Here is a 12280-nt window from a genome sequence, read left to right on the forward strand (position 1 = left end):
GAGCTGGCGCTCCACCTTGCGCTCGCGACTGTAGCCGAAGGGATCAAGCGCGCTGCCGCGCAGAAAGCGCAGTCTTGCGAGCAGCCTGAACGCAGCGAACACCCAAGGTCCATACTCGGCCTTGATCAGCTCGCCGGTTTCCGGGTTGCGCCTGGCGAACAGCGGCGGCGCGAGATGGAAGTGCAGCCGGTAGTCGCCCTCGAACGTGGACTGGATCTTCTGTTCGAAGCTGCCCTCGGTGTACAGACGCGCGACTTCGTACTCGTCCTTGTACGCCAGCAGCTTGAAGTAGTAGCGCGCGACCGCTTCGGTCAGCCCGCTCAGCCCCTTGAGTCTGCCCTCGGCTTCGCGCACCCGATCGACCAGCGCCTTGTAGCGCGCGGCGTAGGCCGCGTTCTGATAGCCGGTCAGGAACTGCGCACGGCGCGCGATCATCTCCTCCAGGCTTTCCGACAAACGCAGGCTCGCGGCCGCCTCCGGCTTGGGTGCGACCAGGCGCTCGACCGCCGAGAGATCGAAGGCCGCACGCCGGCCCCAGAGGAAGGCCGCCTGGTTCATCTTCACGGCGGCGCCGTTCAGCTCGATCGCCTTGTTGATCGCCTCGGCCGACACCGGGATGAGCCCGCGTTGATAGGCGTAGCCGAGCATGAACATGTTGGTCGCAATCGAATCGCCCATGAGCGCCGTGGCAATCCGCGTGGCGTCGACGAACTCGGCGTTGTGTTCGCCCACGGTTCTGAGGATCGTGCGCCGGAGCGATGCGCCGGGAAACTGGAAGTCCGCGTTGCGGGTGAAGTCGCCGGTCATCTGCTGATGGATGTTGACCACCGCGCGCGTGCCTTCGCGGGCCGTGTCCATGGTCTTTTGGCTGGCGGATACCACCAGGTCGCAACCCAGCACCAGCTTCGCGCCGCCGGAACCTAGACGCACAGTGTGGATGTCCTCGGGCTGCAAGGCGATCTGCAGATGGCTCCATACGGCACCGCCTTTCTGCGCCAGGCCCGCCATGTCCAGCGCGCCGAAAGCCTTGCCTTCCAGATGTGCGGCCATGCCCACGATCGCGCCGATCGTCACCACGCCGGTTCCGCCCACGCCGGTCACCAGGATGCCGTAGGGCTGGTCCAGCGACGGCAACTTCGGCTCGGGCACTGCGGGAAACAGCGTCTCCACGTTGCCGCCCGCCGGCGCAGCCGACTTGCCTTTCCTGAGACCCCCGCCGTGCACCGTGACGAAGCTCGGACAGAACCCTTTCACGCAGGAATAGTCCTTGTTGCAGCTCGACTGGTCGATCGTGCGCTTGCGTCCGAATTCGGTTTCCAGAGGCAGGACGGAAACGCAGTTCGACTTCACGCCGCAGTCGCCGCAGCCTTCGCATACCAGGTCGTTGATGAACACGCGCTTGGGCGGATCGGGATACCGGTTGCGCTTGCGCCGCCGGCGCTTTTCCGCGGCACAGGTCTGGTCGTAGACGATCACCGTAACGCCCGGGATCTCGCGCATCATCTTCTGCACGCGGTCGTAGTCGTCGCGGTGATAGATCTCCACGCCTTCGGCGAAACCCGGATCGGGGCCGTATTTCCCGGGCTCGTCGGTCACCACGACCACCTTCTTCGCGCCTTCGGCACTTACCTGGCGCGTGATCTGGGGCACGGTGAGCGGGCCGTCGACATGCTGGCCGCCGGTCATTGCCACCGCGTCGTTGAACAGGATCTTGTAGGTGATGTTCACGCCCGAAGCCACCGCCGCGCGCAGCGCCAGCAGGCCCGAGTGGTAATAGGTGCCGTCGCCGATGTTCTGGAAGACGTGCGGGGTATCCACGAACGGCGCCTCGCCCATCCAGCTCGCGCCTTCCCCGCCCATCTGGGTGAAACCGGCGGTGTTGCGTTCCATCCACTGGGCCATGAAGTGGCAGCCGATGCCGGCGAGCGCGATCGAACCTTCGGGCACGCGCGTGCCGGTGTTGTGCGGGCAGCCGGAGCAGAAGTACGGCGTGCGCTCCATGGCGGGTTTCTCCGGCACGCGCGACTCAAGTCGCTCCTGCTCCGCAACGCGGTGCGCGAGTTGCGCGTCGTGCACCCGCTCCAGGATGCGGCGGCCGATCGCGACCGCGACCACGTTGGGATCGAGCGCCGCGTTGGACTGGAACAGCTCGCGCTCCAGCTCGTCGCGCTTGCCGACGATCTGCGGTGCGTTCGCGCATCCGTAGAGCGCTTCCCTGAGCTGCGTTTCGATCAGGCTGCGCTTCTCCTCCACGACGATGATCTTCTCGAGCCCTTCGGCGAAGCGCCGCGCGCCCTCCGGCTCCAGCGGCCAAGTCATGCCGACCTTGTAGATGCGCAGCCCCAGGCGCGCCGCCTCGCGTTCGTCGATCCCGAGATACGCCAGCGCCTGGCGCACGTCGAGGTAGGACTTGCCGCAGGTGGCGATGCCGAGCCGCGCGCGGGGCGAATCAACCACTACGCGGTCGATGCGGTTCGCGCGGGCGAAGGCCTTGACCGCCGCGATCTTGTGCTTGTGCAGGCGCTCTTCCTGATCGAGCGGGGTATCGGGCCAGCGGATGTTCAGTCCGCCGGGCGGCATCGGAAAGTCGGCTGGCAGCACGATCGGCACGCGCGCCGGGCTCACTTCCACCGTGGCACTGGCGTCGATCGTGTCCTTTACGCACTTCAGGCCCACCCAGCAGCCCGAGTAGCGCGACAGGGCCCAGCCCATGAGGCCATAATCGAGCAGGTCCTGGACACCCGCCGGATTGAGAACCGGGATCATCGCGTCCATCATCGCGAATTCGCTCTGGTGGGCGGTGGTGGAAGACTCACAGGTGTGGTCGTCGCCCATGAGGACCAGTACGCCGCCGTGCGGATGCGTCCCGGCGAGGTTTCCATGACGGAAGGCATCACCGGTGCGATCCACGCCCGGCCCTTTCCCATACCAGATCGCGAATACGCCGTCGTATTTCGGCCTGCCGTGGAAACCGAGCTGCTGCGTGCCCCAGATCGCGGTCGCGGCCAGATCTTCGTTTACGCCGGGCTGGAAAACGACGTTGTGCGCCTTGAGGTGCCTGTCCGCGGCCCAGAGCTGCTGGTCGTAGCCGCCGAGCGGCGAACCGCGGTAACCGGAGATATAGCCCGCCGTATCCAGCCCCGCCGCGCGGTCGCGCATGTGCTGCATGATCGGCAGTCGCACCAGCGCTTGGGTGCCAGTGATGAAGATGCGCCCTTCGGTGAGCGTGTACTTGTCGTCGAGCGTAACGCTGCGCAGAGCCATTGCGAACCAGCCTTTCCGGGAGAGGTGGGCGCGCAACGCGCGCCCACCTCGATTTCATGGACCGCTATTCTCGCGGAAAATCCCGGCCCGCTCTACCCGAGGGGCGGGCGCGCGCAGCCGCACAACAGCGACCAGTGGATCCGAACCCGAGAAAGGGCGCCCAGGCCAGGCAGCGGCCTCGCGCGCAAGGCCGCCTTCGGTTCAGAATGGGATGTCGTCTTCCATGTCGTCGAAGTTGCCGGCCTTGGTACCCGCCGCGGCCGTCTTCTTCGCCGCGCCGGAAGGCGGCGCGCGCTCCTCCTCCGGTGCAGGCATGCGCTCGGAGCCGCCGGAACGCGAACCCAGCATCTGCATGCGCTCGGCGCGAATCTCGGTGGTGAAGCGTTCCTGGCCTTCCTTGTCGGTCCACTTGCGCGTCTGCAGCCTGCCTTCGATGTAGACCTGGGACCCTTTCTTCAGGTATTCGCCGGCGATCTCGGCCTGCTTGCCGAACAGCGCCACGCGGTGCCATTCGGTCTGCTCCTGCTTCTCGCCGTTCTTGTCTTTCCACGTTTCGGTGGTCGCGATCGAAAGGTTGGCCACGGCATCTCCGCTGGGCAGGTAGCGCACTTCGGGATCGCGGCCGAGATTGCCGATCAGGATAACCTTGTTGACGGAAGCCATGCATTCTCCCCCTCGAGTTAGGTTTCAGCGGCGAGCAGATCCAGCACATTCTGTTCGTCGAATCCCGCGCTGTCCACTTTCAGGTACGCCATGCCTTCGGCGCCCAGCAGCGCCTCGCGCACACCGGGCAGGTTCGCCAGGCGGCGCACGATGCGCTGCGCCCGGGCCGAGTCCGTGGTCGGCAAGCGGTAGCGTCGCAGGGCGAATTGCCGGTCCGCGCGCATTCCAGCCGCCACCAGCAGCCAGACCGCGCAGCCCAGCGCGCAGGCGTAAAAAACCGCGCTGGCACCGAAGTGCTGCGAAATCCAGCCGCCCGCCACTGCTCCGGCAAACGCACCGATGAACTGGGTCGTGCTGTAGATGCCGATGGCGGTGCCCTTGGCGGCCGGTGGCGCGACCTTGGAAACCATCGAAGGCAGGCTCGCTTCGAGCAGATTGAACGCGGCGAAGAACAGCAGCATCGCAGCGACCGTTGCAACCAGGGATGCCGCTGCGGCGAGGGCAAGCGCGGAGAGCGCCAGCACGGCCACCGCCCCGACGAAAGCCGCCTTGCGCCGGGCTTTGCGCTCCGAGAGCAGCATCGCCGGCAACATCAGGGCGGCACCGCCCACCATGACCGGCAGGTAGACCTTCCAGTGCGCCGAACCGGGAAGCCACTGTTCGAGCCGCAGCGGCACCACTACGAAGAGCGCCATCAGCACCGCGTGCAGCGTGAAAATCCCCGCGTTCAGACGTCCGAGCTCCCGGTCCCGCAATGCCTCGGTGACGGGAACGCGCTGCGCCGCGCGTGCGGGCACTTCCGGGTCCGGAACCACGAAACGCACCACCAGAATGGCGAGGAGCGCAGCCGCTCCGGTCAGAAAGAAGATCCCGGGTACTCCGATGGCGCCTTCGAGCACCGGTGCGACGATCATGGAAAGGGCGAAGGTGGCACCGATCGTCACGCCGATGATGGCCATGGCCTTGGTGCGGCTCTCTTCGCTGGTTAGATCCGCAGTCAGCGCGATCACGGCGGCCGACACCGCCCCTGCGCCCTGCAGCGCGCGCCCGAAGATGACGACATAGACGTCCTGCGCCAATCCGGCGACGACGCTCCCCGTTGCAAAGACGAGAAGACCCAGATAGATCGCCGGCTTGCGCCCCCAGCGATCGGACAGCCAGCCGAAGGGAACCTGCAGCAGCGCCTGGGCAAGGCCGTAGGCGCCCAGTGCGAGCCCCACGAGAACGTGGTTGGCTCCGCCGGGCAGATTGCGAGCGTACAAGGCGAACACCGGCAAGATCACGAACATGCCGAGCATGCGCAGCCCGAAGATGCTGGCAAGTCCGAGACTTGCGCGCACCTCCCGAGCCGACATCCGGTCCTCGAAAGACATGCGCTGAAACGCGAAGTAAGCGGCGGATTGGGAACGAAAAACACTGTGCAGTATAGTAGCAGGTTCACCTTCGCCAACGACCGCTCGACGAATCGGCCCAGCCACGATGGACGCCATCCGCATCCGGGGAGCGCGCACCCACAACCTCAAGAATCTCAGCGTCGACCTGCCGCGCAACAAGCTCGTCGTGATCACCGGGCTTTCCGGATCGGGCAAGTCCTCGCTGGCCTTCGACACGCTCTACGCTGAAGGCCAGCGCCGCTATGTGGAGTCGCTCTCGGCCTATGCGCGCCAGTTCCTGGAGCTGATGGAAAAGCCGGACGTCGATCTGATCGAAGGTCTGTCTCCCGCCATCGCGATCGAGCAGAAGGCGGCAAGCCACAATCCCCGGTCCACGGTCGGAACGGTGACGGAGATCCACGACTACCTGCGCCTGTTGTTTGCCCGGGTCGGTGATCCACACTGCCCCGACCACGGCGTGCGCCTGGCTGCGCAGAGCGTCGCTCAGATGGTCGACCACGTCGCGTCCCTGCCCGAGGAGACGCGGCTCATGATCCTGGCGCCGCTGCTCGTGGGACGCAAAGGCGAGAACCTGGATCTGCTCGAGGAGCTGCGCGCGCAGGGATTCGTGCGCGTGCGCATCGACGGGCAGGTCTACGAGCTCGACGATGTGCCCAGGCTCGCGCGGAACAAGAAGCACACCGTCGAGATCGTGATCGACCGCTTGAAGGTCCGCGCGGACATGAAGCAGCGGCTGGCAGAATCGTTCGAAACCGCGCTGCGTCACGCTGAAGGCCGGGCAATCGCCGTAGAAATGGACACCGGCAAAGAACACCTGTTCTCGGCGCGCTTCGCCTGTCCGGTCTGCTCCTACTCGCTGCCCGAGCTCGAGCCGAGGCTGTTTTCCTTCAATAACCCGATGGGCGCCTGTCCGCGTTGCGACGGGCTGGGCACGATCACCTTCTTTGACCCGGAGCGCGTGGTCGCCTTTCCTGGGCTGTCGCTGGCGGCCGGCGCGGTCAAAGGCTGGGACCGGCGCAATCAATTCTACTTTCAGATGCTTGCGAGCCTCGCGGGTCATTACGGGTTCGACATCGAGACGCCTTTCGAGCAGCTGCCGGAGCACATCCGTCAAGCCGTGCTCTACGGCTCCGGGAAGGAGAAGATCCGGTTCGTCTACATCGGCGAGCGCGGCAACAAGTACCAGCGCGAGCATGCGTTCGAGGGCATCCTCCCCAATCTGGAACGCCGCTACAAGGAGACCGATTCCCCGGTCGTGCGCGAGGAGCTCGGCAAGTTTCTGGCCACGCGCCCCTGCCCGGAGTGCGGCGGCTCGCGCCTGCGCCGCGAAGCGCGCCACGTGCTGGTCGGCGGCCGCAACATCCACGAGATCTCGCTCCTGCCGCTGAGGTCGGCCCAGCAATTCTTTAGCGAGCTCCGGCTCGACGGAACGAGGCTCGCGATCGCCGACAAGATCGTGCGCGAGATCGTCAACCGAATCGCCTTCCTCAACGACGTAGGCCTCGACTATCTCTCGCTCGAGCGCTCGGCCGACACGCTCTCCGGCGGCGAGGCCCAGCGCATCCGGCTCGCTTCGCAGATCGGCTCCGGACTGACTGGCGTGATGTATGTGCTGGACGAACCCTCGATCGGCCTGCACCAGCGCGACAACGGACGGCTGCTCGCCACGCTGAAGCGGCTGCGCGACCTGGGCAACTCGGTAATCGTCGTGGAGCACGACTTCGAAGCAATCATGACTGCCGACCATGTCGTCGACATGGGACCCGGTGCCGGCGAGCACGGGGGGTGCGTCGTCGCTGAGGGCCCTCCCATCGCGATCGCGCAGCATCCCGAGTCATTGACCGGTCAATATTTGTCCGGACGCAGGCAGATCGGGATTCCGCCGCTGCGGGCGGCCCCCGATCCCGCGCGGCGATTGCGGATCACCGGCGCCAGAGGCAACAATCTCAAGGCAATCGCGTTGGATCTGCCGGTCGGTCTGTTCGTCTGCGTGACTGGCGTGTCGGGTTCGGGGAAGTCCACCCTCGTCAATGAAACCCTTTATCGCGCCGTCGCGCAGCGGCTCTACCGGAGCACCGAGGAGCCGGCGCCGTTCGACGACATCCAGGGCCTCGAGCATTTCGACAAGGTGGTCAACGTCGATCAGAGCCCGATCGGGCGCACGCCGCGTTCGAACCCGGCCACCTACACCGGCTTGTTCGCGCCGATTCGCGAACTGTTCGCCGGGGTGCAGCTGGCGCGCGAGCGCGGTTACGGAGCTGGGCGCTTTTCGTTCAACGTCAAGGGCGGGCGCTGCGAGGCGTGCCAGGGAGACGGCGTCATCAGGGTAGAAATGCACTTCCTGCCCGATATCTACGTGCCCTGCGACGTCTGTCACGGAAAGCGCTACAACCGCGAGACGCTCGAGGTCCGCTACAAGGGGCGCAACATTCACGACGTGCTGGAAATGACGGTGCATCAGGCGCGGGAGTTCTTCTCGGCGGTGCCGCCAGTCTCGCGCAAGCTCGACACGCTGATCGACGTCGGGCTGGGCTACATTCGCCTCGGGCAGAGCGCCACGACGCTCTCCGGCGGGGAAGCGCAGCGCGTCAAGCTGGCGCTGGAACTTTCCAAGCGCGACACCGGGGCCACGCTCTACATCCTCGACGAACCGACCACGGGGTTGCACTTCCACGACGTCGAGCTGCTGCTCAAGGTCCTGCACCGGCTGCGCGATCACGGCAATACGGTGGTCGTGATCGAGCACAACCTGGATGTGATCAAGACCGCCGACTGGGTGATCGATCTCGGCCCCGAAGGCGGCGACGGCGGCGGGAACATCGTGGCCCAGGGCCCGCCGGAAGATGTGGCGGGGCACCCGGACAGCCATACCGGGCGCTATCTGCGTGAGGTGCTCGGGAAAGCCGACGTTGCCAAGCGGGCCGCCGCCGGGTGAGACCAGGGGCGGCACCACAAACGAGAAGGCCGGCAAAGCCGGCCTCTGAGCACTCCTCGGCGTGCCGTGGCTACCGCTCGACCTTCGCGAACGTCAACCTCCGCCGCAGCGAACCCGTCACTTTTTTGGCTCTTTGAGCGCGGCGGCCGTCGTTTCCGGACGATCGAGCAGTTCCACGAGCGCCATGGGTGCGTTATCCCCCTGGCGAAAGCCGAACTTCAGGATGCGCAGATAGCCGCCGTCGCGCTTGGCGTAGCGCGGCCCCAGCTCGTTGAACACCTTGGTCACCATGGCCCGATCGCGCAGCCGCGCGAACGCCAGACGCCGGTTGGACAGCGACGGCTTCTTGCCGAGCGTAATGATCGGCTCGGCCACGCGGCGCAGCTCCTTGGCCTTGGGCAGCGTGGTCTTGATGACCTCGTGCCGCAGCAGCGAGTTGGTCATATTGCGCAGCATCGCTTCGCGATGCGCGCTGGTGCGATTGAGTTTGCGCAGTCCCAGTCGGTGACGCATGGTCGTTTTCCTTGTTCAGACCTTCTCGAGTCCGGCCGGTGGCCAGTTCTCCAGCTTCATCCCCAGGGTCAGCCCGCGCGCGGCCAGCACTTCCTTGATCTCGTTGAGCGACTTGCGGCCGAGATTCGGGGTCTTGAGGAGCTCGGTCTCGGTGCGCTGGATGAGGTCGCCGATATAGTAGATGTTCTCCGCCTTCAAGCAGTTGGCCGATCGCACGGTGAGTTCCAGGTCGTCGACCGGGCGCAGCAGGATCGGATCGACCTGGGGCGTCTTGGGGGTCTCCACCTGCACCGGTGTGCCCTTCAGATCGGCAAAGCTCGACAACTGCTCCATCAGGATGCGCGCCGCGTAACGGATGGCTTCCTCGGGTTCGACCACGCCGTTGGTCTCGATGTCGATGATCAACTTGTCCAGATCGGTGCGCTGCTCCACTCGCGCGCTCTCCACCGCGTAGCTCACCCGCTTTACCGGGCTGAAGGAGGCGTCGAGCATGATCGAGCCGATCGTGCGACCTTCCTTGGAGATCTGGCGCGCCGTAGCCGGCACATAGCCGCGGCCGGCTTCGACCTTGATCTGCATGTCCAGCTTGCCGCCCGGCGCCAGATGCGCAACCACGTGGTCCGGATTGATGATCTCGACGTCGTGCGAGCGTTCGATGTCTCCGGCGGTGACCGGGCCCTCTCCCTGCTTCTTCAGATTGAGCACGACCTCGTCGCGATTGTGCAGCTTGAGCACCACGCCTTTCAGGTTCAGCAGGATGTCGACCACGTCCTCCTGGACGCCTTCGATCGTCGAGTACTCGTGCAGCACGCCGCTGATCTTCACCTCGGTCGGCGCGCATCCCGGCATCGAGGACAGCAGCACCCGGCGCAACGCGTTGCCCAGGGTGTGTCCGTAGCCGCGCTCGAATGGCTCCATGGTGACCTTCGCATGGAACGGTCCAATGGCTTGCACATCGATGATACGCGGCTTGAGCAAGCTGCTTTGCATAAGCTAGGTCCTCTAAAAAGGTCCCGAACATGTCCGTCCGGCGCCGCTGTCGGCGATTGCGGCGCCGGTCATTCGGGGCGGAATCACGAATTACTTCGAGTACAGCTCGACCACCATGGACTCGTTGATGGTTGCCGGCAGGTCCGAGCGCTGCGGCAGCGCCTTGAAAGTACCCTTCAGGGCCTTGACGTCGACCTCGATCCACTCCGGGAAGCCGCGGCCTTCGGCGGCCTCGCAGGCGGCCTTCACGCGCAACTGGGCCTTGGCCTTTTCGGCGACCTCGATCACGTCCCCCGCGCGCACTTGGTAGGAAGGGATATTGACCCGCCTTCCATTGACCAGAATTCCGTTGTGGCGGACGATCTGCCGGGCCTCGGTGCGCGAAGCGCCGAATCCCATGCGGTAAGCGACCGTGTCGAGCCGGCTTTCCAGCGCCTGCAGCAGCGCCTCGCCGGTCACCCCTTTCCTGCGGGCGGCGGCCTTGTAGGTCTTGCGGAACTGGCGCTCCAGGACGCCGTAGATCCTGCGGACCTTCTGCTTCTCGCGCAACTGCGTGGCGTAGCCGGATAGGCGCACGTTCTTCTGGCCGTGCTGACCGGGGGCGTAGGAGCGTCGCTCGACCGCGCACTTGTCGGTGAAGCACTTTTCGCCCTTGAGGAAAAGCTTTTCGCCCTCCCGCCGGCACTGGCGGCACTTGGCGTCGAGATTTCTGGCCACGGCGTTCTCCTTAAATGCGGCGCTTCTTCGGCGGGCGGCAGCCGTTGTGCGGAACCGGCGTCACGTCCGAAATGCTGGTGATCTTGAAACCCACGGCGTTGAGCGCGCGCACCGCCGATTCGCGACCCGGTCCCGGTCCCTTGATGCGCACTTCGAGGTTCTTCACGCCGCATTCCTGCGCAGCGCGGCCGGCCTGCTCCGCGGCCACCTGAGCGGCGAACGGCGTGGATTTGCGCGAACCCTTGAAGCCGGCGCCGCCGGAGGTCGCCCAGGCGAGCGCGTTGCCCTGCCGGTCGGTGATGGTCACGATGGTGTTGTTGAAGGAGGCGTGAATGTGCGCGATACCTTCCGCGACGTTCTTCTTCGCCTTCTTTCTAACGCGTGTGCTGGCAGGAGCTCTGGTCGCCATGTCGGCAGTCCCTCACGATCGATTCGTCATTTCGCCTGGACCGGCGCGGTGATCTTGACCGCCGCCTTGCGCGGTCCCTTGCGAGTGCGCGCATTGGTGCGCGTGCGCTGCCCGCGTACCGGCAGGCCCTTGCGATGACGCACGCCGCGGTACGCGCCCAGGTCCATCAGCCGCTTGATGTTCATGGTGACCTCGCGGCGCAGGTCGCCCTCGACCGTATACCTGGCCACCTGCTCGCGCAGCTTGTCCATCTCGCCGTCGGAGAGGTCCTTGATCTTGGTCGAAGGGTTGACGCCGGCCGCGGCGCAGATGTCGTGCGCGCGCGAACGGCCGATGCCGTAGATCGCGGTGAGCGCGATCCAGGCGTGCTTCTGGTTGGGAATGTTTACGCCGGCAATACGGGCCATGCCTCTATCCTCTCGTCACCCCTCACGGGTTCGTCAGCCCTGACGCTGCTTGTGGCGCGGATCCGAGCAGATCACGCGCACCACGTTCTTGCGCCGGACGATCTTGCAGTTACGGCACATCTTCTTCACTGATGCCTGCACTCGCATTTCGATTTCTCCTCGCGCTGCGCGCTGGGGCGCCGCGCCGGCTCCTATTTCGCCCTGAACACGATCCGGCCCTTGGTCAGATCGTACGGGGTCAGTTCCACGGTAACCTTGTCGCCGGGAAGGATGCGGATGTAGTTCATGCGCATCTTTCCCGAGATGTGTCCCAGCACCACATGCCCGTTCTCCAGCCTGACGCGGAAAGTCGCGTTGGGCAGCGTCTCCACGACTTCGCCCTGCATCTGGATCGTCTCTTCCTTGGCCATGCGCCCCTTGCGCCTAGCGGGTCGGGAACATTCCGCCCTTGAAACTGGCCTTCTTCAGCAGGCTCTCATACTGGTGCGACATGACGTAGGCTTGCACCTGCGCCATAAAATCCATGGTCACGACCACGATGATGAGCAGCGAGGTGCCGCCGAAGTAGAACGGCACGTTCCATTTCACGATCAGGAACTCCGGCAGCAAGCACACCAGAGTCACGTACAGCGATCCCGCCAGCGTGAGCCGCATGATGATCTTCTCGATGTACTTCGCCGTCTGCTCTCCCGGGCGAATACCGGGTACGAACGCGCCGCCCTTCTTCAGGTTCTCCGCGGTCTCCTTGGGGTTGAACACCAGCGCGGTGTAGAAGAAGCAGAAGAAGATGATCGCCGCTGCGTAGAGCAGCACGTAAATCGGCTGGCCGGGCGAGAGCATCGCGCTGATGTCGCGCAGCCAGTACACCGCCTCGCTGGTGCCGAACCATCCCGCCAGCGTGGCCGGAAACAGGATGATCGACGAGGCAAAGATCGGCGGGATCACGCCGGACATGTTGAGCTTGAGCGGCAGATGGCTCGTCTGGCCG

12 protein-coding genes are annotated in these 12280 nt (G+C 65.2%); 1 reads left to right on the top strand and 11 read right to left on the bottom strand.

Annotated features, from left to right (window positions below; genetic code table 11):
- The 3 genes from VNM24_07170 to VNM24_07180 form a co-directional block, all read right to left on the bottom strand.
- Positions 1–3264, bottom strand: a 3264-nt coding sequence (locus tag VNM24_07170) for an indolepyruvate ferredoxin oxidoreductase family protein (GenBank protein ID HWQ38379.1), incomplete at its 3' end; no start/stop codon positions are given.
- A gap of 201 nt (positions 3265–3465) precedes the next feature.
- Positions 3466–3927: a single-stranded DNA-binding protein gene (locus VNM24_07175; protein ID HWQ38380.1), complete on the bottom strand. Its 462-nt coding sequence runs from the start codon at positions 3925–3927 to the stop codon at positions 3466–3468.
- A gap of 17 nt (positions 3928–3944) precedes the next feature.
- Positions 3945–5282: an MFS transporter gene (locus VNM24_07180; protein HWQ38381.1), complete on the bottom strand. Its 1338-nt coding sequence runs from the start codon at positions 5280–5282 to the stop codon at positions 3945–3947.
- A gap of 124 nt (positions 5283–5406) precedes the next feature.
- Here VNM24_07180 and uvrA point away from each other — a divergent pair, with 124 nt between their 5' ends.
- Positions 5407–8256 (top strand): excinuclease ABC subunit UvrA, encoded by a 2850-nt coding sequence (uvrA, locus tag VNM24_07185; GenBank protein ID HWQ38382.1) that lies wholly within the window; start codon positions 5407–5409, stop codon positions 8254–8256.
- A gap of 117 nt (positions 8257–8373) precedes the next feature.
- Here the strand turns inward: uvrA and rplQ are convergent, their stop codons facing one another.
- The 8 genes from rplQ to VNM24_07225 all read right to left on the bottom strand — a co-directional run.
- On the bottom strand, positions 8374–8769 hold the full coding sequence (gene rplQ, locus VNM24_07190) for a 50S ribosomal protein L17 (GenBank protein ID HWQ38383.1): 396 nt from the start codon (positions 8767–8769) through the stop codon (positions 8374–8376).
- Between the two features lie 15 nt (positions 8770–8784).
- Positions 8785–9759: a DNA-directed RNA polymerase subunit alpha gene (rpoA, locus tag VNM24_07195; GenBank protein ID HWQ38384.1), complete on the bottom strand. Its 975-nt coding sequence runs from the start codon at positions 9757–9759 to the stop codon at positions 8785–8787.
- A gap of 90 nt (positions 9760–9849) precedes the next feature.
- Positions 9850–10476 (bottom strand): 30S ribosomal protein S4, encoded by a 627-nt coding sequence (gene rpsD / locus VNM24_07200; GenBank protein HWQ38385.1) that lies wholly within the window; start codon positions 10474–10476, stop codon positions 9850–9852.
- Between the two features lie 10 nt (positions 10477–10486).
- Complete coding sequence (rpsK, locus tag VNM24_07205) at positions 10487–10885, bottom strand: 30S ribosomal protein S11 (GenBank protein HWQ38386.1); 399 nt, start codon at positions 10883–10885, stop codon at positions 10487–10489.
- 26 nt (positions 10886–10911) lie between these two features.
- Complete coding sequence (rpsM, locus tag VNM24_07210; protein HWQ38387.1) at positions 10912–11292, bottom strand: 30S ribosomal protein S13; 381 nt, start codon at positions 11290–11292, stop codon at positions 10912–10914.
- A 33-nt stretch (positions 11293–11325) separates the two neighbouring features.
- Positions 11326–11439: a 50S ribosomal protein L36 gene (rpmJ, locus tag VNM24_07215; protein HWQ38388.1), complete on the bottom strand. Its 114-nt coding sequence runs from the start codon at positions 11437–11439 to the stop codon at positions 11326–11328.
- A gap of 44 nt (positions 11440–11483) precedes the next feature.
- On the bottom strand, positions 11484–11702 hold the full coding sequence (infA, locus tag VNM24_07220) for a translation initiation factor IF-1 (GenBank protein ID HWQ38389.1): 219 nt from the start codon (positions 11700–11702) through the stop codon (positions 11484–11486).
- A gap of 13 nt (positions 11703–11715) precedes the next feature.
- Positions 11716–12280 (bottom strand): preprotein translocase subunit SecY (locus tag VNM24_07225; protein ID HWQ38390.1); only part of this gene is annotated, 565 nt, incomplete at its 5' end.

Source organism: Burkholderiales bacterium (assembly GCA_035560005.1).
Classification (GTDB): Bacteria; Pseudomonadota; Gammaproteobacteria; order Burkholderiales; family Eutrophovitaceae; genus DASRFY01.

What these genes read in the sequence shown, in the direction of transcription:
- VNM24_07175 (HWQ38380.1), bottom strand. Translation starts at nt 3,927, where the DNA reads ATGGCTTCCGTCAACAAGGTTATCCTGATCGGCAATCTCGGCCGCGAT.
- VNM24_07180 (HWQ38381.1), bottom strand. Translation starts at nt 5,282, where the DNA reads ATGTCGGCTCGGGAGGTGCGCGCAAGTCTCGGACTTGCCAGCATCTTC.
- uvrA (HWQ38382.1), top strand. Translation starts at nt 5,407, where the DNA reads ATGGACGCCATCCGCATCCGGGGAGCGCGCACCCACAACCTCAAGAAT.
- rplQ (HWQ38383.1), bottom strand. Translation starts at nt 8,769, where the DNA reads ATGCGTCACCGACTGGGACTGCGCAAACTCAATCGCACCAGCGCGCAT.
- rpoA (HWQ38384.1), bottom strand. Translation starts at nt 9,759, where the DNA reads ATGCAAAGCAGCTTGCTCAAGCCGCGTATCATCGATGTGCAAGCCATT.
- rpsK (HWQ38386.1), bottom strand. Translation starts at nt 10,885, where the DNA reads ATGGCGACCAGAGCTCCTGCCAGCACACGCGTTAGAAAGAAGGCGAAG.
- rpsM (HWQ38387.1), bottom strand. Translation starts at nt 11,292, where the DNA reads ATGGCCCGTATTGCCGGCGTAAACATTCCCAACCAGAAGCACGCCTGG.
- rpmJ (HWQ38388.1), bottom strand. Translation starts at nt 11,439, where the DNA reads ATGCGAGTGCAGGCATCAGTGAAGAAGATGTGCCGTAACTGCAAGATC.
- infA (HWQ38389.1), bottom strand. Translation starts at nt 11,702, where the DNA reads ATGGCCAAGGAAGAGACGATCCAGATGCAGGGCGAAGTCGTGGAGACG.